Here is a 22310-nt window from a genome sequence, read left to right as displayed (position 1 = left end):
CCATGCCAGGGGGAGCGGCGCCACCATGCCCACGCAGTTCAGCGTCACAAGGTCCAGCGAATGGAGCACGGGCTTCGTCGCGCAGGTGACGATGCGGCCGGAGGCGACCCTCAACGGATGGACCCTGCGTTTCGATGCGGGCTTCAGCATCGTGAACATCTGGGGGGCGGAAATCGTCTCCTTCCTCGACGGCGTCTACACGATCCGCAACGCGAGTTGGAACGCGACAGGCTGGAACGGGGAGATCGGCTTCGGCTTCCAGGCGGCGACGACGGGTCCCGAGCCCGATCCGTCCCGCTTCACGCTGGCAGCGCCGGGCGCGGTGGCGCTGCCCCCGCCGCCTGTCGTTGTGCTGCCGACAGTGTCCGTCGGCGATGTGCTGGCGTGGGAGCATGATGGCGCGGCGCGCTTCGTGCTGACGCTGTCCAAGGCCAGCGCGACGCCCGTCACCGTGACCTTCGCCACCGCCAACGACACGGCCCTGGCCCGCAGCGACTACCGCGCGGCGACCGGCAGCATCACCTTCGCGGCGGGGGAGACCAGCAAGGTCGTCTCCGTCGGCCTGGTGGACAATGCCACGCGGGAGCAGGCGGAACGCTTCCTGCTGAACCTGACCGGCGCCACGGGCGCGACCATCGCCGATGGCCAGGGCATCGCCACCATCGAGGATGACGACATCGCCCGCTTCAGCGTGGCCGATGCCAGCGTCACGGAAGGCAATGCCGGCACAAGGGTGATGACCTTCGCCGTGTCGCTGTCGAAGGCGCAGGATGTCGTGGTCTCCACCCGTTTCCAGACGGCGGACGGCCCCGCCCTGGCCGGCAGCGACTATGTTGCCCGCAGCGGTACGCTGTCCTTCCAGCCTGGCGAGCTGAGCAAGACCATCCGCATCACCATCAATGGCGACACGCAGGTGGAGGCGGATGAGAGCTTCCTCCTGCGGCTGACCAATCCGGTCCGCGCCGCCTACAGCGATGCGGAGGCAACGGGCACCATCATCAACAACGACCTGCCGCGCATCACGGTGGCGGATGCGGCGGCCGTGGTGGAAGGCGATCCCTTCGCCGGCCTGGCGCCGCCCGAGGGGGTGCTGTCCACCCGCGGCGGCAGCATCGTCGATGCGCAGGGCAATGCCGTGCAGCTGGCGGCCGTGAACTGGTTCGGGCTGGAGACGAGCACCTTCTCGCCGCACGGCCTCGGCACCCGCAACTGGCGGGACATGATGGACCAGATCCTGGAGACGGGGTTCAACGCGATCCGGCTGCCCTTCTCCGCCCAGGCGGTGCAGGAGGGGGGCACGCCGAACGGGATCAACTGGAACCTGAACCCGGATCTGGTCGGGCTGACGCCACTGCAGATCATGGACCGGATCGTCGATTATGCCGGGGAGATCGGGCTGCGCATCATCCTCGACCACCACCGCAGTGCAGCCGGCAACGGGGCCAACGGCAACGGCCTCTGGTACGATGGGCGCTTCACCGAGGCGCGGTGTATCGACATGTGGGAGGATCTGGCGGTGCGCTACCGCGGGTCCGCCGTAGTGGGCGCCGACCTGCACAATGAACCGCACAACGTGGCCTGGAACGCCTGGGCCGGGGCGGCGGAACGCGCGGGCAATGCCGTGCTGGCGGCCAACCCCGACTGGCTGGTGCTGGTGGAGGGCGTGGGCGACCACAATGGCAGCTACTACTGGTGGGGCGGCAACCTGATGGGGGCCGCGGAACGGCCGGTGCAGCTGAACGTCGCGAACAAGCTGGTCTATTCGCCGCACGACTACCCGAATTCGGTCTATGCGCAGCCCTTCTTCCAGGGCCCGGACTTCCCGGCCAACCTGCCGGGCCTGTTCGACAAGATGTGGGGCTACCTGTGGCGCGAAGGCACGGCGCCGGTGCTGATGGGCGAATTCGGGTCCCGCCTGGTGGACCCCAAGGACCAGGCCTGGGCGGACAAGCTGATCGCCTACCTCTCCGGCGACGTCGATGCGGATGGGGACAAGGACATCGCCGGCCCCGCGGCATCCTTCGCCTGGTGGTCCTGGAACCCGAATTCCGGCGACACGGGCGGCATCCTGGCGGATGACTGGGAGACGGTGCTGACCACCAAGACCGACCGGCTGGCGCCGATCATGCCCGGCGTCGCGGAGGCACCGGCGGAGGCCGTCTTCCTCGTCAGCCTCAGCCAGGCAGCGGCGGCGCCGGTTTCGGTCAACTGGCGGACCCGGCCCGGCACAGCCGCCGAGAGCGACTTCGTGGCGGCAACTGGCGTGCTGACCTTCGCGCCGGGTGAGACGGTGAAGCGCATCGCGGTGGCGTTGCGGCCGGATGAGGCGGGGGAAGGGACGGAGACCTTCGAACTGGAACTGTCCCAGGCCCGCGGCGCGACGATCGGGGACGGTATCGGCGTGGCAACAATCCTGGACGATGATGCGGGGGTGGCCGCGGCGCGGCTCGCGGCATCTGACTGGGCCCTTTAGGGCGTATCGTTATTCGAGAATTGTCGTAAAACGCGATTATTGAGACAAATAGTGTAAAATGAAACTTTACCATTGGTGGCCGCCATGGGATCAAGCCTCAGCTTGCACCCCTGGATGGCCTGCCGATGCCCGCTCAGATCCTGTTCCAGCGCACCGCCAGTTGGAGCACCGGCTTCGTCGGCCAGGTGACGCTGACGCCCGATGCCGCGCTGAATGGCTTGACCCTGGCCTTCGACGGTGCCTTTGCGATCGACAGCATCTGGGGGGCGGAGATCGTCAGCGTCTCCGCCGGCCGCTACCTCGTGCGCGGCCAATCCTGGAACAGCACGGCACCGGCCGGGGGAACGATCAGCTTCGGCTTCAGCGCTTCAGGCCCCGGCGCCATCGCGGACCCGGCGGGCTTCACCCTGGGTGGCGCGGCCGGCCTGCCACCCGTGCCCCCCGCGCCGCCCAGCCTCAGCGTCGGCGATGTGGAGGTGCTGGAAGGCGCGGGCTTCGCGACCTTCGAGGTGAAGCTCTCCGCCGCCGCGACCGGTCCCGTCACCGTTCAATTCGCGACGGTGAGCGGCACGGCCAGGTCGGGCCTGGACTTCTCGGCGCTGAGCGGCGGCCTGACCTTCGCGGCGGGGGAGACGGTGAAGCGCGTCTCCGTCGCGCTGACCAATGACCGGGTCTTCGAGGCCACCGAGAGCTTCAGCCTGCGGCTGAGCGGCGCCACGGGCGCGACGATCGCGGACAATACCGGCGTCGCCACCCTCCGCGACGATGACGCGGCGCGGTTCTCCGTCTCCGACGCCTCGGTGGTGGAAGGCAACAGCGGCAACACGATCCTGGCCTTCAAGGTGACGCTGGCGGAGGCGATGACCAGCACCGTCTCCGTCAGCTTCGCGACCAGCGGCGGCACGGCGCAATCCGGCGTGGACTTCGTCGCGCGCAGCGGCAAGGTCAGCTTCGCCGCCGGCCAGACCGAGAGGACCGTCAACATCACCGTCATCGGCGACCGCCTGGTGGAGATGGATGAGACGGTGGTGCTGACGCTGTCGTCACCCCAACGCGGCGTGATCGCCGATGGCACCGGCATCGGCACCATCGTCAACAATGACCGCCCGCGCATCGCCATCGCCGATGCGGCGGTGCAGGAAGGCGACCCGGGGGCGCCGGGCATGGTGGGCGTGCTGTCCACCAGGGGGCGCGACATCGTCGACGCCACCGGCCAGGCCGTGAAGATCGCCGCGGTGAACTGGTTCGGGATGGAGGGCACGACCTTCGCGCCGCATGGCCTCGATGTCCGCAACTGGAAGGACATGATGGACCAGATGGCGGAGACGGGCTTCAACGCCATCCGCCTGCCCTTCAGCGCGGAATCGGTGCTGAAGGGCGGCACGCCGAACGGCATCAACTTCAACCTCAACCCGGACCTGGCCGGGCTGACGCCGCTGCAGATCATGGACCGGATCGTCGACTATGCCGGCGATATCGGGCTTCGCATCATCCTCGACCACCATCGCAGTGCCGCCGGCAATGGGCCGAACGGCAACGGCCTGTGGTTCGATGGCGGGTACACCCAGGCGCAATGGGTCGGGATGTGGGAGATGCTGGCCAGCCGCTACGCCGGCGACCCCACGGTGATCGGCGCCGACCTCAGCAACGAACCGCATGGCGCGAGCTGGAATGCCTGGGCGAGTGCCGCGGAACTCGCGGGCAATGCGGCCCTGGCGAAGAACCCGGACTGGCTGATCTTCGTCGAGGGCGTGGCCGAGCATCAGAACAACTACTACTGGTGGGGTGGCAACCTGATGGGGGCCGCGGAACGGCCGGTGCAGCTGAACGTGGCCAACAAGCTGGTCTATTCGCCGCATGACTATCCGAACTCTGTCTATGCGCAGCCCTTCTTCCAGGGCGCCGATTTCGCCGCCAAGCTGCCCGACCTGTTCGACAGGATGTGGGGCTATCTGTGGGAGAGCGGGACGGCGCCGATCTTCGTCGGCGAATTCGGCACCCGCATGACGGATCCGAAGGATCGCGCCTGGCTCGAGAAGATCGTCGACTACATGTCGGGCGACGTGGATGCGGATGGGGACAAGGACATCGCCGGCCCGGGTGTTTCCTATGCCTGGTGGTCCTGGAACCCCAATTCCGGCGACACGGGCGGCATCCTGGCCGATGACTGGAAGACGGTGCTGACGGAGAAGATCGCGGCGATCGAGGAGATCCTGCCAGACCCCGCGGAGGCAGTGCGCAAGGCGAGCTTCACGGTGACGCTGAGCGATCCCGTCAGCAGCCCCGTGACGGTGGGCTGGCGCACCGCGCCGGGCACGGCCGATGCGACGGACTATGTCCACGCCTCCGGCGTTCTCACCTTCCAGCCCGGCCAGACGCGGCAGGTGATCGAGGTCGAGATCCGCGCGGATGAGGTCGCGGAGCGGGCGGAGGAGTTCAGGCTGGAACTCTTCTCCGCCAGCGGCGCGACGATCGCCGATGCGCTCGGCATCGGGCGCATCGCGGATGATGACTGGGTGCTGTGAGGGCGGCGACGCCGCCTCCACGCCCCGGCGTCAGTCCAGCTTGGCGCCGGACAGGCGCACCACTTCCCGCCACTTCTCGTTCTCGGCGCGGATGAAGGCCTCGAACTCCACGGGGCCGAGGTAGTTGGGCTCGGCGCCGATCTCGCGCTGCCGGGCGATGACGGCGGGGTCGCGGGAGATCTCCGCGATGGCCGCGGCGTAGCGCTGCAGGATCACGGCCGGCATGCGGGCGGGGGCCTGAACGCCGAACCAGGCCACGGCCTCGAACCCCGGCACGCCGGATTCGCCCACGGTCGGAACCTCCGGCGCCGCGAAGTAGCGATCCTTCGTCGTAACGGCCAGCAGCCGCAGCGTGCCGGCGCGGACATGCGGCAGGTAGGCCGGCATGTTGTCGATCGCGACCTGGATGTTGCCGCCGATGAGGTCCGGCACCACGCCGCCGGTCCCGCGATAGGGCACGTGGGTGAGATCGATTCCCGCCCGCGCCTTGAGGTATTCGCCGCAGAGATGGCCGGAGGTGCCGTTGCCGGGGGTGCCGTAGTTCAGCCGCCCCGGATTGGCCTTCGCATAGGCCAGGAACTCCGCGAAATTGCGGGCGGGCACGCTGGGGTTCACGATCACGCCGTTCGCCACCAGGTTCACCAGCGCGACGGCGGCCAGATCCTCCGGCCGGAAGGGCATGCGGCTGTAGAGGAACTGGTTGATGCTGGCGGTGCCGATCGTGCACATCAGCAGCGTGTGGCCATCGGGGTCGGACTTCGCGACCATGTCGGCACCGACATTGCCGCCCGCACCCGGGCGGTTGTCCACCACCACGGGCTGTCCGAGCATCGGGCCGAGGCGTTCCGCCAGCAGACGCGCGGTCAAATCCGTGGCGCCGCCGCCCTGGAAGGGGACGACGATGCGGACGGGGCGGCTGGGCGCCCAGGGGGTCTGCGCGCGGACGGACAAGGCCGGCAGGGCCAGGGTCGTGGCCAGCGCGGCGCGGCGGGTAAGGGTCTGCATGGTCGTCTCCCTGCGTGTTGGTCGCCAGTAACGACAGCCGGCCAGGAAGCGCAATATCAGGCCGCGATCGCGCTCCGCCCCGGCATGGCGCCGCCCCGCAGCGCGCCGGCCTCCGTGCTGCCCCATTGCCCCGCATGGCCGGCCGGGAGCGCGCGGGACAGCGGGCTGGACAGCCAGATGCGCAGCAGGTTGCGCCTGGCGCCCGCGGCTGCGTCATCCGCATAGGCGGTGCGGCCATGCAGCGTGACGTGCTGGTTCATGATCTGGATCTGCCCGGCCTCGAAGGGCGCTTCCACGCAGAGTTCGTCGGCCAGCGCGGCCAGCATGTCCATCGCCTCCACCTGCGGGGCCGTCAGGGGCGGTACGCCGGGCTGGCGCTCCGCCATCTCGACATAGGTGCGGCTGTACTGGCAGGTGAAGGCGCCTGTGGGACCGCGGGCGAAGACCGGCATGGGGAAGGGGCGGGCTGCCATGCCCTCGCCCTCCTCATCCGCCGGGCGGGCGCGCCAGAAATCCTGGTAGAGCACGGCCAGCAGGTCCGGCCGCCGTTGTGCCAGGGCGTCATGGATCGCGATGGTGGACACGATGCGGGAGACGCCGCCCGCGATGCCGTTGCTGGCGCAGAGCAGCGCCAGCAGGTCGCACTTGTCCGTGTGGAAGCGTAGCGGGCCGGTGGAGCGGCTGCGGTTGCGGGCGGAGCCCTCGGCGCGGGCCTCCCCCGTGCCGGTCTCATCCTTCACCTCGCCCAGCACCTCCCCGGTCGTGTTCTGGGGCAGGGGTGTGCCGATATGGCACATCAGCCCCCAGAACAGGCGCTTCAGGTCCCGCGCCGGATACCGCCCGGGGTCGAGGCCGCCGAGGCGAACCACACCCGCGCCGCTTTCCGCCACCGCCGCCAGGGCCTTCAGCCGGGGCGCCGTGCGGGGTAGCGGGAAGTGCGCGGCGGTGATGCGGGGGATGTCGCGGTCGCCGAGGCCGCGCAGCGCTGCCTCGATCTCCGCGATCTCCGCGGGCGATAGGGTGACGGACCAGTCGCCGAGCGTCGCGCCCGTCCAGGCCACGGCGCCGCCGATCGGTGACAGGTCCTGCATCGCCGCTCCGCCTACTGGTCGGCCGTCGCGCCGGAGCGGCGGACGACCTCGCCCCACTTCGTGATCTCCGCCTTGATGAAGGCGTCGAAGGTCTGCGGGCTGGTGCCGCCATCGGGCGTCAGGCCGGGCGCCATGCCGCCGAGGTCGGCGAGGCGGCGGGCCATGTCGGGGTCCCGGATGATGGCGTTCACCTCGTCCGAGATGCGCTGGATGATGGCAGCCGGGGTGCGCGCGGGGGCCTGCAGGCCGAACCAGGCGGTCGCCTCCACGCCCGGCAGGCCGGCTTCCGCGGTGGTCGGCACATCGGGCATGGCGGGGCTGCGTTCGCGCGTCGTGACCGCCAGCGGGCGGAGGCGGCCTTCGCGGAGATGGCCGATGACGGAGGGCAAATTGTCCACCCCCACCTCCACGCGGCCGGCAATGATCTCCTGCATCATCGGGCCGGCGCCGCGGAAGGGGACATGGGCCATGTCGATGCCCGCTTCCAGCTTGAGCAGTTCGCCGGTCATGTGCAGCGAGGTGCCGGCGCCGGAGGAGCCGATGTTGAGGGATCCGGGGCGGGCCTTCGCCAGTGCCACCAGTTCCTGCAGCGTGCGCGCGGGCAGCTGCGGGTTGACGAAGATGGCGTTCGGCACGCGGAGCATCAGCGCGACGGCCGCCAGATCCTCCGGCTTCACCGGCATGCGGGCGCCGTAGAGGGAGTAGTTGATGGCGCCGCCGCTGATCGTCTGCATCAGCAGGGTGTGGCCATCGGGATCCGACTGGGCGACCACCTGGTTGCCGATGTTGCCGCCGGCGCCGGGGCGGTTTTCCACCACGACCTGCGTGCCGAGGCGGCGGCCGAGCGGTTCGGCCAGCAGGCGGGCGGCGATGTCCGTCGTGCCGGCCGGGGTGAAGCCGACGACCAGGCGGATGGGCCGGCCCGCGGCCCAGGAGGTCCCGGCGCTCGTGCCTTGGGCCAAAGCGGGGGCGGCGAAGGGAAGGGCCAGGGCAGTGGCCAGGGTGGCGCGGCGGGTAATGCGCATGACGATGTCCTCCTCGATGACGCGCGGCGCGGTGCCGCGCGCAGCGGGCGCGGGAACTTCCGTCCCGCTCCACCGCTTCCACGCCGTTCCTGCCGCAAGATAGGCTTTGCTGGCAAGCGGCGGCATGGGCGGGCGTGCTACACCGCATTTGCCAGCCGGCCTGGACTCGGGATACGCGCGGGGCGGGATGGAGGGGCGCGGTTCATGCGTTTCATGAGGCTCTACCTGCGGGTGCTCCGGCTGCTGGGCCCGGACCGTTGGGTAGCCTATGGGTTGACCTTCGCGGCGCTCGCGCTGGCGGGACTGTCCTTCCTGGAGCCCGTGCTCTTCGGGCGGGTGATCGACCTGCTGTCGCGGTCTGACCGGATGTCGGACGCGGCGCTCTGGACGGAAGCCTTCGCGCTGCTCGGCCTCTGGGCCGCGGTCGGGCTTTCGGCCATCGGCGCCAATGTCGCGGTGGCGCTGCTGTCGGACCGCATGGCCCATCGCAACCGCCTGACCATCATGGCGCGGTATTTCGAACATGTGCTGTCGCTGCCCCTGTCCTTCCACGGGGACACGCAATCCGGCCGGCTGATGAAGGTGATGCTGGTGGGGTCGGACAATCTGTTCGGCCTGTGGCTTTCCTTCTTCCGCGAACATCTGACCACCTTCATCGCCTGCCTGGTGCTGCTGCCGCTGACGCTGGTGATGAACTGGCGGCTCGGCCTGCTGCTCATCGTGCTGGTGATCCTCTTCGCCATCGTCTCCGCCTGGGTGATCCGGAAGACCGAGGCCGCTCAGGGCAAGGTGGAGACGCTGCACACGCGGCTGGCCGGCAATGCGCAGGACGCCCTGTCCAATGTCGTCGTCGTGCAGTCCTTCTCCCGCCTGGCCAGCGAGGCCAGGCTGTTCGGCGACATTGTCCGGCAGGTGCTGGACCACCAGTTCCCGGTGCTGAACTGGTGGGCGGTGGTCGCGGTGCTGACGCGCGGCGCCTCCACCATCACCGTCATCGCCGTCTTCGTGCTGGGCACCATGCTGCATGTGCGTGGCCAGGCGACGGTCGGTGAGATCGTGTCCTTCATGGGCTTCGCCACCCTGCTGATCGGGCGGCTGGAAGGGGCCGTCGGCTTCGTGTCCCGCCTCGTGTTCCAGATGCCGTCGCTGGAGGAGTTCTTCACCGTTCTGGATGCCCGGTCCTCCGTCGCGGAGAAGGCGGATGCGAAGGACCTGCAGCGCGTGACTGGCGCCGTGCGGTTCGAGAATGTGGCCTTCGCCTATCCCGGCGGGCCGCGCATCCTGGCCGATGTGTCGATGGATGCCCCGCCCGGGCGCACCATAGCGCTGGTGGGCCAGACCGGCGCGGGCAAATCCACCGCCATGGCGCTGCTGCAGCGGCTGTGGGACCCGGTGGAAGGCCGTGTGACGCTGGATGGGCATGACCTTCGCGACCTCACGCTCGACAGCCTGCGGCGCAACGTTGGCGTGGTGTTCCAGGAAAGCCTGCTGTTCAACCGCTCCATCCGCGACAATTTGCTGATCGGCCGGCCGGATGCGAGCCAGGAGGATCTGGAGCGTGCCTGCCGGATGGCGGAGGCGCATGACTTCATCACCGCCAAGCCGCAGGGCTACGACACGATGGTGGGGGAACGCGGCGCCGCCCTGTCCGGCGGCCAGCGCCAGCGCCTGGCGATCGCGCGCGCGCTGCTGAAAGACCCGCCGGTGCTGATCCTGGACGAGGCGACGAGCGCGCTGGACGCGGCGACGGAAGCGCGGGTGCAGCGGGCGCTGAAGGCCCTGATGACGGGCCGCACCACCTTCGTCATCGCCCACCGCCTGTCCACCGTGCGCGATGCGGATGAGATCCTGGTCTTCGAGCATGGCAAGGTGGCGGAACGCGGCAGTTTCGAGGCTCTGGTCGCGCAGGGTGGGCGCTTCGCCGAACTGGTGAAGACACAGCTGACGGGGCCGGAGCCGGTCCCGGCCGCCTGACCGGGCTTTCAACCCCCGCGCGCAATCGCGCGTGGCACGCACGCAATCCTTGAACCGCGATGCCACGCGGTGCCACCATCCTCCGCATGGTGGAGGCGGCGCCGGCTGATCCCTCGCGCCCCCTCCCGCAACGGGAGGAAACACGACCATGACGATTGCCATCATCCTGCAGCGCAAGGGACACGAGGTGGTGTCCATCCAGGCGCATGACAGCGTGGCAGAGGTGGCGAAGACGCTGGCCCGGCATCGCATCGGCGCGGCCCTCGTGCGGGACGGCGCGGGCGATGTGCTCGGCATCGTCAGCGAACGGGACATTGTCCGTGCCATGGCGCTGCACGGCGCCGATTCCGTGGGCATGCCCGCCGCGCAGCTCATGACACGCGCGCTGCACACCGTGACGCCGCGGACACGCATCGGGGAGGCGCTGACCCTGATGACGGATCGGCGCTGCCGGCATTTGCCGGTGATGGAGGATGATGGCAGCCTTGCCGGGCTGGTCTCGATCGGGGACCTGGTGAAGGCGCGGATCGAGGAAGCGGTGCATGAAGCCGAGGAACTCCGCCACTACGTGGAAAGCGCGGGCTAGCGCGCTTCTCCTCGCGCTGCTCGCCGCCCCGGCGGCGGCGCAGAACCTGACGGTGGCCACGGGCGCGCCACCGACCTCGGTCGATCCGCATTTCTACAACGCGGCGCCGAACTTCGCGCTTTCCATGCACATCTTCGACCGGCTGGTGGAGCGGGATGCGGAGGTGCGGGCCTATCCTGGGCTCGCCGCGTCATGGGAGGCCATCGCACCGACGGTGTGGGAGTTCCGGCTGCGGCCGGGCGTCACCTGGCATGATGGCCGCCCCTTCACGAGCGAGGATGTCGCCTTCAGCGTGGCTCGGCCGCCGTTGGTGCCGAATTCCCCCGCCAGCTTCAGCCCCTTCGTCCGCGCCATCCAGCGGACGGAGGTTGTAGACGCGCTGACGGTGCGCTTCCACACCGCGCTGCCGCATCCGCTGCTGCCCATCGAACTAGGCTCCATCGCCATGGTGGCGAAGCATGCGGCGGAGGGGCGGACGACGGAGGATTTCAATAGCGGCCGCGCGGCGATCGGGACGGGGCCGTATCGGCTTGCCTCCTCCATCCCCGGCGACCGATTTGAACTGGCGCGGAATGACAGCTGGTTCGGGCAGCGGGAGCCCTGGAGCCGCGTCACCTATCGCGTCATCGCCAATGACACGGCCCGCACGGCGGCGCTGCTGTCCGGCGATGTGGACCTGATCGACCAGGTGCCCTCCACCGACCTGGCGCGACTGAAGCGCGACCCGCGCGTCAGCATCGCGGAAATCCAGGGCCTGCGGCTGATCTTCATCGCCTTCGATCATTCGCGCACCGGCAGCCTGCCGCAGGTGAGCGACCATGAGGGCCGGCCCCTGCCGGTGAACCCGTTCATGGATGTGCGCGTGCGGCGCGCCCTCAACATCGCGGTCAACCGCGACGCACTGGTGGAACGGGTGATGGAGGGTGCGGCCGCGCCGGCGGGGCAGTGGATGCCGCCCGGCACCACCACCCATGCGCCGGAAGTGCCCGTGCCTGCCTTCGATGTGGAGGGCGCGCGACGCCTGCTGGCGGAAGCGGGCTATCCCCAGGGCTTCCGCATGACGCTGTTCACGCCGAATGACCGCTACCCCAACGATGCCCGCACCGCCCAGGCCGTGGCGCAGATGTGGACGCGGATCGGCGTGCGGACCCAGGTGGAGGCGCTGCCCTGGACCAGCTATTCCGCCCGCTCCGCCCGGCAGGAATTCCCGGCGCGCCTCGCGGGCTGGGGCAGCAGCACGGGGGAGGCCGGGAGCTTCCTGATCTCCGTCATCGGCACCTTCGACCGCGCGGCGCAGCGCGGCGCCGCCAATGCCGCGCGCTATTCCAACCCAGCGCTGGATGCGCTGACCGATCGCGCCGCGACCCTGCTGGCGCTGGAGGATCGCGCCGCGGTGCTGCGGGAGGCGATCCGGCTGGCCAGCGACGATGTCGCGGTGGTGCCTCTGTTCAACATCACCAATTCCTGGGCGACCCGCCGCGGCCTGGTGCATCAGCCGCGGATGGATGAGCGGACGGTGGCGATGGGGACGCGCCCGGCCCCCTGAGCCCCGGCTTGATCCGCATCAAGGACGGCACCGGGCCTGCGTCCCATCATGGCATCCAACAACGGCAGAGGAATGGATTCCATGAACCATCATCATCGCAAGACGCTGCACGCCCTGTTCTCCCACCCCGTCAGCAGCAACATCGACCCGAAGCACGTCGCCTCGGTCTTCGAGGCCCTGGGCGCTGACGTCAGCCATGGCGGCCATGGCCAGGTGAAGGTGACGCTGAACGGGCATGTGCAGGGCTTCCACGACAGTCACCACAGCCTGTCGAAGGAGGAAGTCGGCGCGATGCGCAAGTTCCTGGAGACGGCGGGGGTGGACCCGGCGCGGGATTATCCGCTGTAGGGCGCGGATTCCCCGGGGCTTGCCTCATCCGGCGGTTGGAGGCGATGCTCCCGCCCCTCAGCCCCGGGGGACCCGAACCATGCTCAGCCGCCGTACCCTTCTCGCCACCACCGGCGCGGCGCTTGCCGCGCCCGCCCTGACCGGCCCCGCCAGCGCGCAGACGCGCTGGCAGATGGCGACGCCCTATCCCGACGGGAATTTCCACACCCGCAACATCCGGACCTTCATCGAGGAGATCCAGGCCGGCACCAGCGGGCGCGTGCAGGTGCAGCTCCACTCCAATGCCAGCCTGCTGCCCATGCCGCAGATCAAGCGCGGCGTGCAGCAGGGCCAGGTGCAGATGGGCGAGATCCTGCTGACCGCCTATTCGAACGAGGACGTCTTCTTCGACGCGGATGCCATCCCGCAGCTGGTGACGAACTTCGCCGAGGCGAAGAAGCTGGCCGACCTGCAGAAGCCCTTCATCGAGACGCGGCTCGCGCGGCAGGGCCTCAGCCTGCTCTACACCGTGCCCTGGCCGCCGGCGGGCCTCTACGCCCAGGCGCCGATCCCGACGATCGAGGGTCTGCGCGGCCTGCGCTTCCGCACCTTCAGCCCGGCGACCAACCGCTTCGCCGCCCTGGTCGGCGCGCAGCCCACGCTGGTGCAGGCGGCGGAACTGGCCCAGGCCTTCGCCACCGGAGTCGTGCAGGCGCAGATCACCTCCGCCCAGACGGGCGTCGATACCTCCGCCTGGGACTATGCGCGGGTGTTCACGCCGCTCGGCTTCTCCATGACCAAGAACGCCGTGATGGTGTCCCGCCGCGCGATGGAGGGGCTTTCCGCCAGCGACCAGCAGGTGGTGCGCGCGGCGGCGGCGGCGGCGGAACGCCGCGGCTATGACCTCAGCAGCGAGGCGCAGCGCAGCACGGAAGCGACACTCGGCGCGCGTGGGATGCAGATCGTGCCGCCGACCGAGGAATTCCTGGCCGGGCTGCGCCGCATCTCCGCCACGATGACCGAGGAATGGATCGGCCGCGCCGGCGAGGACGGCAAGCGGCTGATCGACGCCTACCGCGCCTGAGCAGGGCGTGACTGCGGCCCCGGCGCCAGCGCGCCGGGGCTTTTCCTTGGGGGGAACGACAACGATGGTGTTCGGACGTCGCGCGGCACTCGGTGCCGCTGCCGCAGGTCTCCTGGCGCGCGGTGCCTCCGCGCAATCCACGCGTTGGCAGGCGGCCACGGGCTTTGCCGATGGCAACTACCATACGCGCAACCTGCGCGCCTTCATCGCCGATGTCGCGCAGGCGAGCGGCGAGGCCTTGCAGATCCAGCTGCACAGCAATGGCAGCCTTGTCCCCCAGCCGCAGATCAAGCGCAGCGTCCAGTCGGGCCAGATCCAGCTCGGGGAGATCCTGCTGACCGCCTATGGCAACGAGGATCCGTTCTTCGACGCCGATGCGGTGCCGGGCCTGGTGCAGAACCTTGACGATGCGCGCCGCCTGGCCGCGGTGCAGGCGCCGTTCATCGAGGTGCGGCTGGCGCGGCAGGGCTTGGCGCTGCTCTACATGGCGCCCTGGCCGCAGGTGGCGATCACCGCCAACCAGCCGATCACCGACCCCGCGCAATTCCGGGGCCTGCGGCTGCGCAGCTACAGCCCGATCTCCACGCGGCTCGCCGCGCTGCTGGGCGCCCAGGGCGTGCTGGTGACAGCGCCGGAAGTCCCGCAGGCCTTCGCCAGCGGCATCATCCAGGCCCAGCTGACCACGGCCCCCGTCGCCGCCGATACTGCGGTCTGGGATTATTCGCGCGTCTTCATCCGTGCCTCGATCGCCACCAGCAAGAATGCGGTCTTCGTCAGCCGCCGGTCGCTGGAGGCGCTGACGGAGTCGCAGCGCAGCGCCGTCCTGGCCGCTGCGCGGCAGGCGGAGGCGCGCGGCTGGCGCCTGGCGGAGGAGGCGCAGGCGGAAGCCGAGGCACGGATGGTCGCGCGCGGCGTGCAGGTCGTGGACGCGTCGCCGGCGCTGCTGGCAGCGATCCGCCAGGCCGGGACGACGATGATCGACGAATGGGTGACGCGCGCCGGCGAGGATGGCCGGCGCATGCTGGAAGCCTATCGCGCCTCTCGCTGAGGCAGCCGGCGCCGCGAAGCTGGGCAGGGGCGGGGAGTCGGGGCCGCTGCCGGTGCGGGCGGGACTTGCGCCCCTGGCGGGTGGCTCCGATGATCCCCGTATTCGGCTGCAATGCGGGGGCTTCATGACAATGACCATCGACCGCCACGGGGTGGCGGCACGGCATGCTGCCCGGCGAAGCCCCGCATGAACGCGCCCGGTCTCCTTCGGCGGCTGCTTGACGCCACCTACGCGCTCGCCGCCGGCGTCGCGGCGCTGTCGCTGCTCGGCATCTTCTGCGTGATGATCGCGCAGATGGGCCTGCGGGAGGTCGGCATGCAGGTGCCGGGCTCCGACGATCTCAGCGCCTATCTCTGTGTCGCCACGACTTTCTTCGCGCTGGCCGCCACTTTCAAGCGGGGTGAGTTGATCCGCGTCGGCATGGGGATCGAGAAGCTGTCGCCGCCGGTGCGGCGGGGGGCGGAGATCCTGGCGCTGCTGATCGCGGGCGCCGTTGTCGCCTACATCACCTGGTGGACCGCGCAGGACGTGTTGTTCAGCTGGGAGATCGAGGAGGTGGCGCAAGGCACCGTGCCCTTCCTCATCTGGATCCCGAAGCTCGCCATGCCGATCGGCGCCGGCTTGCTGCTGGTGGCCATCATCGACGAATTCGTCATCGTGCTGGGCGGTGCCAAGCCGACCTATGTCGTGGCCGCGGAAGATCGTGCGGCACGCGGCGACTTCTCGGCGGAGGTATAGCGCCATGGACCTGCTGACGCTTTCCCTGCTGCTCCTCGTCGTTCTCTGCATGCTGCTTGGCGCCGGGGTGTGGATATCCATGAGCCTCGCGGCCGTGGGCTACCTGGCAATGATCACGACATCGCCGACACCGGGCCTGTTCCTGGCCGGCGCCATGTGGGAATCGACCGGATCCTGGACCCTGGCCGCGCTGCCGATGTTCGTCTGGATGGGGGAGATCCTGTTCCGCACGAAGCTGTCGGAGGAGTTGTTTAACGGCCTGGCACCCTGGGTGCGGCGTATCCCCGGGCGGCTGCTGCATGTGAACATCCTGGCCTGCGGCATCTTCGGCTCCGTCTCCGGCTCCTCCGCCGCCACCTGCGCGACCGTCTCCAAGATCGCACTGCCGGAGTTGAAGAAGCGCGGCTATGACGAGCGGATCGCGATCGGCAGCCTGGCCACCGCCGGCACGCTCGGCATCATGATCCCGCCCTCGATCATCATGGTGGTCTATGCCGTGGCGGCGGAGGTCTCGATCGTCCGCGTCTTCATCGCGGGGTGCCTGCCCGGGCTGATCGTGATGCTGCTGTTCAGTGCCTACATCGTGGTGTGGGCGCTGCTGAACCCGGCCAAGCAGCCGGCGATGGAACCGCGCCTGTCCTTCATGGAGAAGATGCGCGCATCGGCACAGCTCATCCCCTGCGCGATTCTCATCGTCGTCGTCATCGGCAGCATGTTCGTGGGCTGGGCAACGGCGACGGAGGCCGCGGCCTTCGGCGTGCTGGGCAGCCTGGTGCTGGCGGCGGTGACGCGGACGCTGAGCTGGGAGAGCTTCCGCGACAGCCTGCTGGGTGCCACGCGGCTGTCCTGCATGATCATGTTCATCCTGGCCGGCGCCGCCTTCCTGACCAAGGCGATGGCATTGACCGGCATCCCCGCCGCACTGGCCGAGGGGGTGGCCGCGCTGAACCTCGGCCCCTACGGGATCATCGCGATCCTTGTGGTCGTCTACATCGTGCTGGGCACGGCGCTGGATGGCGTGTCGATGATCGTGCTCACCACCTCGATCGTGGTGCCGATGATCCAGCAGGCAGGGTTCGACCTGGTCTGGTTCGGGATCTTCATCGTCCTGCTGGTGGAGATCGCGGAGATCACGCCTCCGGTCGGATTCAACCTCTTCGTGATGCAGACGATGACGGGCAAGGACCAGGGGGAGGTCGCAATGGCCTCGCTGCCCTTCTTCATGATGCTGGTGGTGACGCTGGTGCTGATCACGCTGTTTCCCGTCACGCTCGTGACCGGCCTGCCGGAGTGGCTGCTGGCACGCTGAGCGACGAAAGGCGCGGGCAGGGTTTCCCTGCCCGCGACCGTCATGCCTGGCGCCTTGCCTTATCGGCCGGCGCCGCCGCCGGAGCCGCTGGAGCCGGCCCCGCTGCCGCCGCCCGTGTTGACGTCACCCGGCGTGGCGCCACGCGCCGCGCCGGGGACCTGCTGGCCGCCGGCCACGCCCGGCACGCTGCCCTGGCCCAGGGCGACGCCCGGGGACGCCGGCGTCGTCGAGGGGCCGACGCTGCCGCTCGCCGTGCCGGACATGCGGCCGCCGGGCTGGTTGGCGGGGGTATTGATGCCACGGGGATCGTTGCCGCCCATCGGGCCGGTCATCGGCGCGCCTGGCTGCGTCTGGCTGACCTGGCCGCCGCCCATATAGGCGCGATCGCGATCGGCGCTGCTGCTGCGCGCGCCGCTCACGTTCAGCGCCGCCATCGTCCGGCTGTCGAGCCGCCCGCTGGGCTCGATGTTGTTCGCGCGCTGGAAGTCCATGGTCGCCTGGCGCGACCTTTCGCCCCAGATGCCATCGGCCGGGCCAGGATTGAAGCCGCGCGAGGCAAGCGCCTGCTGTGCCTGGCGCGTGGTCCCGCTCGCTGCACCCGCGCGGCTGCCCGTACTGGTCACGCCCGGGACGCGGGTCTCGGGGTTCTCCCAGACCGGGCGGCCGAGGTTCACGTCACGCGAATCAGTCGCGGCACCGGTGATCGCCCCGGCGCCGCCGCCGATCGCCGCGCCCGCCAGCGCACCGACAGGCCCGCCCAGTGCCCCGATGCCGGCGCCCGTCGCGGCGCCGGCGGCGGCACCGCCCTGGACGCGTTCCTGCGGGTCCGTGCCGCAGGCGGCAACCAGCAGGCCCAGGGCTGCGGCACTCATGATCTTCGCATACATGGCTTCGCTCCTCGTTCTTCCGGCACCACCCGCATGGAAGCGGCGGACGGCGTCCGGATCATCCGACGGGCGGTGAACGCGACGGGGATGGCGATGGTTGCGTGGCCGGGTTCGTCGGGCGGGACGGGAAGCGGCGCTACCCCGCGGTCGTGATCCTCCCGGCACCGGCCAGGGCGGCGACGCGCGCGGCGATGGCCGCGGCGGCGGTGGCATCCAGGCTGAGAAGGCGGACGATCCCGGGTGCAAGCTCGGCTTCCGTCGTCTGCGGCAGGGCGTCGAGCAGCGCGCGGGCGGCGGCCTCGATCTCCGCGGGCGCGACCATGGCGGCGCGGCGGAGATGCGGCGCGGTGGCGCGGCGATCCCGGGGCGCGACGGGGGGCGCATCCTCGGCGGTCCAGAAGCCGCCAGCCTCCGCAACCCCCTGTAACTGCCCCGCCAGGCGGAGCGCCTGCTGCAAGGCGGCGCGGTCCGCCGCCTCCAGCCTGTCCCGGCCCCAGAGCAGGCGGATGCGTTCGAGAACCGCGTCGGTGTGGACGGGTTGCTCCACGCGGATGATGGCGGCCAGAGCCTCCGACAGTGCGGCGAAGGGCATGGCGGGGATGGCGATGGCGGTGTCCACCGTCGGCGCCGCTTCCACATAGGGCGTCGCGATGCCCGGGTCCGGGCCGCCGATCGGCGCGCTGTCCGCTACCTCCGGCGCGGCGCCGAGGGCGGCGCGAAGCCGCGCGCGTTCGGCCTCCGGCCGTTGCAGCCAGGCGATGGACCAGGCGCGGTGCAGCCGCCAGCCCATTTGGCCGAGTGCCGCGGCGCGACCCCGTTCGCGGTCGCGCGCGGCGCGGATGCTGGTCCAGTCGCCGGCATCGGCCTCCACGCCCAGGATGAAGTCGGCGCCGTCCCGCGCCGCGACATCGAGGAACAGCCCCGCCGTGCCGACGCGCCCGACGGCTTCCTTGCCCGCCGCCTCGATCTCCGCCCCGATCACCGTCCCCAGCCCCGCGCGCACCGTGCCCGACCCGGGCGCCCCGCTTCGCAACCCGCCTGCGGCAGCCTGAAGAAACGTCTTCAGGGCGGCGACGCCGCGGCCGGCGGCGCGCTCCAGGTCGATGTCCTCCGCGCCGATGCCGCTGAAGACGATGCACCGCTTCTTGGCACGGGTGATGAGAACGTTGAGGCGGCGTTCGCCGCCATCGGCGGAAAGCGGGCCGAAGCGCATGGCGAGCCTGCCGTCCGACCCGCGCGCATAGCCGACGCTGATCATGATGGAGTCGCGTTCGTCGCCCTGCACGTTCTCCAGGTTCTTCACGAAGAAGGGTTCGTGTTCGTGGGCGGTGAAAAAGGCCTCGGTATCGGGGCTCTCGCGCCGCAGCGCCTCCACCGCATCCAGGATCGCGTCCCGCTGCTTGAGGGAGAAGGCGGCGACGCCGAGCGTGTCCCCCGGCGTCTCCTTCGCATGGCGCAGCACGGCCTCTGCCACCGCGCGGGCTTCCGCGCGGTTCACACCGGCGCCGGCTTCCCAGGCGCCGTCCACGCGCACCAGCGACAGGCCGAGCGTCGCGGAGCGCGCGCGGGGCGAGGGCAGCACGAACAGGCGGCTGCCGTAGAATTCCGCGTTGGAGGTCGCGATCAGGCTTTCGTGCCGGCTGCGGTAATGCCAGCGCAGCATGACATTGGGCACGCCGCGCGCATTGGCGAGGCCGAGGATGCTCTCCACCTCCCGCGCCGCCACGGCCTCTCCGCCATCCTCGGCCTCGACGGCTTTGTCATCCTCCGAGGTCATGCGCTGGAAGAAGCGCGTGGGCGGCATCTGCTTGTCGTCGCCGACGACGACGACCTGCCCGCAGCGCGCGATGGCGCCGAGCGCATCGACAGGCTCCACCTGCGAAGCCTCATCGATCACCAGCAGGTCGAAGGACAGGCCGGGGCGAAGGCCATGCGGCGGCGCCAGGAACTGCGCGACGGAGAGCGGCGACATCATCAGCACGGGCTTCGCGGCCTGCACCACCGGGCCGGCGCGCAGCAGCAATTCGCGGACGGGCAGGTGGCCGCGCTTCTTCTCGAACTCCCCCATCAGCAGGGTGAAGCCGGGCAGGTCCCGCAGCCCCGCGATGCGGGCGGCATGAGCGGCGCTGCATTCGCGGCGGGCCAGGTCGATGCGGGCGCGGTCGGCCTCGGCGAAATCCTCCACCAGGCGGTCGAAGCCGGCGCCGTCGAAGGCGGCGAGTTCGGGGCGCGCGCGCATCGCGGCCTTCAGCAGCGCTTCCTCCAGCGCATAGTCGAAGGCGGCACGCGCGGCTTCCGGCGCCAGGCGACCATCGGCCAGGCGATCGACCAACGGCCTGAGATCCTCGCCCGCCGCCGCCACGGCGCGGCGCCAGCCGAGCCAGAGGGGCAGCGTCTCCGGCTGGCCGGCCCAGTCGCCGAGGCGGGCGGCGATGTCGGCCAAGGGAGGGTCGGCGACGCCGAAGGCCGCGATCGGGTCGAGCGCGGTCTCGGCGACCAGGTCGGCATGGGCGGCAAGGGCGGCCTCCACCGGTGCCGGGTCCAGCAGGGGCATGCCGGCGGCCAGGGCCGCCGCGGCCCCAGCGCCATGGGTGTCGCGCCAGGCCAGCAGCGCCTGCATGGCGGGGGCATCGCCCCACAGCGTGCCGAAGGCGGCGCGGCCCAGCGCCTCCCCGCCCGCGACCGTCCGGGCGGCCTCCTGCCCCGCCAGGGCGGCGTCGAGGGCGGGGAGGGGGGCCGTGGCATCGGCTGCGATGCGCGCGGCCAGGGCCTTGGCGTTGCGCTGGGTGGTGGAGAGGAAGCCGAACAACCCGCCCCCCGCGGCCAGCGCCTGGCGAGCCTCCGCGATGCCGCCCTCGGCCAGGGCGCCCGGCTTCAGGCGGCGGTCGGATTGCGCGGCGGCCAGCGCGGCCTGCGCATCGGCCAGGGCGCGCAGGGGCGCCGGGTCCGTGGCCCAGACGGCGTGGGCCAGGGCGGCGCGGTCATGCGCCGGGGCGGCGCCCACGGCGCCGGACAGGGCGAGCAACGCCGTCGCGCCCGCCGCGCCGGGGGCGGGGCGGCCCAGCGCGCGGGCGGCGGGGGCGAGCGCGGCGGCGCCGGCGGATAGCGCGCGGATCAGGGCCGGCAGGCGGGCCAGCAGGCGTTCCTGCTCGATCGGGGCAAGGTCGGAGCCGATGCCGCGCCAGGCGCTGGCGGGGCCGCCTTCCGCGGCGCGGGCGGCCAGTTCCTCGATGGCCGCCTCGGCGGCGGCGATCCGGTCGGCGGTCCAGTCGCCGGCCGGTAGCATGAAGTCCGGCGCGGCCTGGCCGCTGGCGCGGAGCCCGACCAGGCGGCCGACCACGGCATGCAGCGGGCGGCCGCTGTCGCCAACGGGCGCCGCCATGGCGCGGGCATGGCCGTTGAGCCGGCCGCGCAGCGACCCGAGGCGGCGGATCAGCGCATCCCGGTCCGGCCGGCGCGGCGGGGGCAGGGCCAGGGTGGCGCGAAGCTCGTCCAGCACCGCGCGCTTCGACTGCTTTTCGCTGTGCAGTTCCAGGCAGGCGGCACCCAGCCCGATGGACCCCAGGCGCCGCTGCACGACCTCCAGCGCCGCCAGCTTCTCCGCCACGAAGAGCACGCGGCGGCCATCCAGGATGGCCTGCGCGATGATGTTCGCGATGGTCTGGGATTTGCCGGTGCCGGGCGGGCCCTGGATGACGGTGTGCCCGCCACGGCGCACGGCTTCCGCTGCCAGGGCCTGGCTGCCATCCACATCCATGACGTGGTCCAGCCGCTCCACCGGGATTTCCGCATCCACATCGGTGTCGTCGGGGAAGGGGGGCGGGTTGGCCAGCGTCTCCCCGCCGACCAGGGCGCGCACCATGGGGTGGGTCAGCAGCCCGGGGTTCGCGGCCGGGTCCAGGTCCCGCCACATCAGGAACTTCTGGAAGCTGAACAGGCCGATGGCGAGACCGTCCGGGTCCACGGCCCAGCCTTCGCGGCCACCCAGCGCGGTGCGGACGGCATCGGCCCAGGCGGTCGGATCATAGGTTTCCGCGTCGAAGGCCGGCAGGTCGAGCCGGAACTCGGTGGCGAGCTTCTCCCGCAGGCTGAGGTTCTCCTGCACCTCCAGCCCCGCGGCGCGCAGGCGATAGGTCTGGCCGACGCCTTCGCGCTCCAGCGTCACGGGCAGCAAGGCGAGGGGGGCGAGGCGTTCGGCTTCCGGCGTCGCGGGGTCGCGCCACGCCAGGGTGCCGAGGGCGAGGGAGAGGGTGGCGACGCCCGTCTCCTCCCGCGCCGTGCGGGCATCCTGCATCAGGTCGCGCAGGCGGCGGGACAGGTCCTCCGGGGACAGGCGGACGCGGAGCTTGGTGTCGCGGCGCGCATCCTCCGCGCTCTGCGCGGCATCGGCGGTGGCGATCCCCTCCGCCCGGCGCGTGCGGGTGGCGCGGCGGCGGCGCGGCGCGGGGGTCTCGCCGTCCGGCGCGGGGGGCGGTGCGGCGCTGTCGGCGGGCGCGGCCTCGAAGCCGAAGGCGCGGTTGGCGCCCAGCGACTCCAGCACGAAATCGGCGTCCTCATCCTCCAGGATGATGACGCCGCGGGACCGGCCCGGCTTCGGCAGGGCCAGCAGGCGGTTGCGGGTGGACAGGTCCAGCAGCCCGCGTCGGGCTTCCTGCAGGCGGGCGGCGAGGGCGGCGTCATCCATGACGCGGC

The 22310-nt window shown here is 70.9% G+C and carries 15 protein-coding genes; 10 read left to right on the top strand and 5 right to left on the bottom strand.

The genetic code is table 11. The features are described 5' to 3' along the window. The first annotated feature begins 25 nt into the window (after window positions 1–25). Together BM041_RS08115 and BM041_RS08110 are read left to right on the top strand one after the other, a co-directional pair. Window positions 26–2473 (top strand): cellulase family glycosylhydrolase, encoded by a 2448-nt coding sequence (locus tag BM041_RS08115; RefSeq protein WP_092958215.1) that lies wholly within the window; start codon window positions 26–28, stop codon window positions 2471–2473. Between the two features lie 125 nt (window positions 2474–2598). Next, the gene (locus BM041_RS08110) at window positions 2599–4998 is read left to right on the top strand and encodes a Calx-beta domain-containing protein (RefSeq protein ID WP_092958213.1); all 2400 of its coding nucleotides are present in this window, start codon (window positions 2599–2601) and stop codon (window positions 4996–4998) included. Between the two features lie 30 nt (window positions 4999–5028). Here the strand turns inward: BM041_RS08110 and BM041_RS08105 are convergent, their stop codons facing one another. The 3 genes from BM041_RS08105 to BM041_RS08095 are packed head-to-tail and all read right to left on the bottom strand — an operon-like array spanning window position 5029 to window position 8119. Continuing rightward, on the bottom strand, window positions 5029–6003 hold the full coding sequence (locus BM041_RS08105; RefSeq protein WP_092958211.1) for a Bug family tripartite tricarboxylate transporter substrate binding protein: 975 nt from the start codon (window positions 6001–6003) through the stop codon (window positions 5029–5031). 56 nt (window positions 6004–6059) lie between these two features. Then, a complete protein-coding gene (locus BM041_RS08100; RefSeq protein ID WP_092958209.1) occupies window positions 6060–7094 on the bottom strand; it encodes a TauD/TfdA family dioxygenase in 1035 nt (344 codons plus the stop codon). Window positions 7095–7105: 11 nt separating this feature from the next. Then, window positions 7106–8119: a tripartite tricarboxylate transporter substrate binding protein gene (locus BM041_RS08095; RefSeq protein ID WP_245761975.1), complete on the bottom strand. Its 1014-nt coding sequence runs from the start codon at window positions 8117–8119 to the stop codon at window positions 7106–7108. Window positions 8120–8323: 204 nt separating this feature from the next. Here BM041_RS08095 and BM041_RS08090 point away from each other — a divergent pair, with 204 nt between their 5' ends. From BM041_RS08090 to BM041_RS08055, 8 genes are all read left to right on the top strand, one after another. Continuing rightward, window positions 8324–10093: a glucan ABC transporter ATP-binding protein/ permease gene (locus BM041_RS08090; RefSeq protein ID WP_092958205.1), complete on the top strand. Its 1770-nt coding sequence runs from the start codon at window positions 8324–8326 to the stop codon at window positions 10091–10093. A 148-nt stretch (window positions 10094–10241) separates the two neighbouring features. Further along, on the top strand, window positions 10242–10679 hold the full coding sequence (locus tag BM041_RS08085) for a CBS domain-containing protein (protein ID WP_092958203.1): 438 nt from the start codon (window positions 10242–10244) through the stop codon (window positions 10677–10679). Continuing rightward, window positions 10636–12225 (top strand): ABC transporter substrate-binding protein, encoded by a 1590-nt coding sequence (locus BM041_RS08080; RefSeq protein ID WP_092958201.1) that lies wholly within the window; start codon window positions 10636–10638, stop codon window positions 12223–12225. The genes BM041_RS08085 and BM041_RS08080 overlap by 44 nt, the downstream gene beginning before the upstream one ends. An 81-nt stretch (window positions 12226–12306) precedes the next feature. Continuing rightward, entirely contained in the window at window positions 12307–12573 is a 267-nt protein-coding gene (locus tag BM041_RS08075) for a hypothetical protein (RefSeq protein WP_092958199.1), read from the top strand. 79 nt (window positions 12574–12652) lie between these two features. Further along, a complete protein-coding gene (locus BM041_RS08070) occupies window positions 12653–13636 on the top strand; it encodes a TRAP transporter substrate-binding protein (RefSeq protein ID WP_092958197.1) in 984 nt (327 codons plus the stop codon). Window positions 13637–13700: 64 nt separating this feature from the next. After that, complete coding sequence (locus tag BM041_RS08065; RefSeq protein WP_092958195.1) at window positions 13701–14684, top strand: TRAP transporter substrate-binding protein; 984 nt, start codon at window positions 13701–13703, stop codon at window positions 14682–14684. Between the two features lie 186 nt (window positions 14685–14870). Beyond that, a complete protein-coding gene (locus tag BM041_RS08060) occupies window positions 14871–15422 on the top strand; it encodes a TRAP transporter small permease (RefSeq protein ID WP_175533815.1) in 552 nt (183 codons plus the stop codon). 4 nt (window positions 15423–15426) lie between these two features. Further along, window positions 15427–16731 carry a TRAP transporter large permease gene (locus BM041_RS08055; protein WP_092958191.1) on the top strand — a complete coding sequence of 435 codons (1305 nt, stop codon included), beginning with the start codon at window positions 15427–15429 and terminating at the stop codon, window positions 16729–16731. Window positions 16732–16790: 59 nt separating this feature from the next. On the opposite strand, the gene BM041_RS29910 is transcribed toward BM041_RS08055, so the two are convergent. Further along, a complete protein-coding gene (locus tag BM041_RS29910) occupies window positions 16791–17603 on the bottom strand; it encodes a peptidoglycan-binding domain-containing protein (protein WP_217648657.1) in 813 nt (270 codons plus the stop codon). Between the two features lie 151 nt (window positions 17604–17754). Next, window positions 17755–22302 carry a DUF4011 domain-containing protein gene (locus tag BM041_RS08045; RefSeq protein WP_092958189.1) on the bottom strand — a complete coding sequence of 1516 codons (4548 nt, stop codon included), beginning with the start codon at window positions 22300–22302 and terminating at the stop codon, window positions 17755–17757. Window positions 22303–22310: the final 8 nt, after the last annotated feature.

Origin of the sequence: Falsiroseomonas stagni DSM 19981, assembly GCF_900114315.1 — a bacterium.
GTDB lineage: Bacteria > Pseudomonadota > Alphaproteobacteria > Acetobacterales > Acetobacteraceae > Falsiroseomonas > Falsiroseomonas stagni.
The sequence above is the reverse complement of the archived record's forward strand: the minus strand, read 5'-3'. Positions and strand labels throughout refer to the sequence as shown.

Excerpts from the sequence above, each read along its gene's own strand:
- BM041_RS08115 (WP_092958215.1), top strand. The coding sequence starts at position 26 with ATGCCCACGCAGTTCAGCGTCACAAGGTCCAGCGAATGGAGCACGGGC.
- BM041_RS08110 (WP_092958213.1), top strand. The coding sequence starts at position 2,599 with ATGCCCGCTCAGATCCTGTTCCAGCGCACCGCCAGTTGGAGCACCGGC.
- BM041_RS08105 (WP_092958211.1), bottom strand. The coding sequence starts at position 6,003 with ATGCAGACCCTTACCCGCCGCGCCGCGCTGGCCACGACCCTGGCCCTG.
- BM041_RS08100 (WP_092958209.1), bottom strand. The coding sequence starts at position 7,094 with ATGCAGGACCTGTCACCGATCGGCGGCGCCGTGGCCTGGACGGGCGCG.
- BM041_RS08095 (WP_245761975.1), bottom strand. The coding sequence starts at position 8,119 with ATGCGCATTACCCGCCGCGCCACCCTGGCCACTGCCCTGGCCCTTCCC.
- BM041_RS08090 (WP_092958205.1), top strand. The coding sequence starts at position 8,324 with ATGCGTTTCATGAGGCTCTACCTGCGGGTGCTCCGGCTGCTGGGCCCG.
- BM041_RS08085 (WP_092958203.1), top strand. The coding sequence starts at position 10,242 with ATGACGATTGCCATCATCCTGCAGCGCAAGGGACACGAGGTGGTGTCC.
- BM041_RS08080 (WP_092958201.1), top strand. The coding sequence starts at position 10,636 with ATGAAGCCGAGGAACTCCGCCACTACGTGGAAAGCGCGGGCTAGCGCG.
- BM041_RS08075 (WP_092958199.1), top strand. The coding sequence starts at position 12,307 with ATGAACCATCATCATCGCAAGACGCTGCACGCCCTGTTCTCCCACCCC.
- BM041_RS08070 (WP_092958197.1), top strand. The coding sequence starts at position 12,653 with ATGCTCAGCCGCCGTACCCTTCTCGCCACCACCGGCGCGGCGCTTGCC.
- BM041_RS08065 (WP_092958195.1), top strand. The coding sequence starts at position 13,701 with ATGGTGTTCGGACGTCGCGCGGCACTCGGTGCCGCTGCCGCAGGTCTC.
- BM041_RS08060 (WP_175533815.1), top strand. The coding sequence starts at position 14,871 with ATGAACGCGCCCGGTCTCCTTCGGCGGCTGCTTGACGCCACCTACGCG.
- BM041_RS08055 (WP_092958191.1), top strand. The coding sequence starts at position 15,427 with ATGGACCTGCTGACGCTTTCCCTGCTGCTCCTCGTCGTTCTCTGCATG.
- BM041_RS29910 (WP_217648657.1), bottom strand. The coding sequence starts at position 17,603 with ATGAGTGCCGCAGCCCTGGGCCTGCTGGTTGCCGCCTGCGGCACGGAC.
- BM041_RS08045 (WP_092958189.1), bottom strand. The coding sequence starts at position 22,302 with ATGGATGACGCCGCCCTCGCCGCCCGCCTGCAGGAAGCCCGACGCGGG.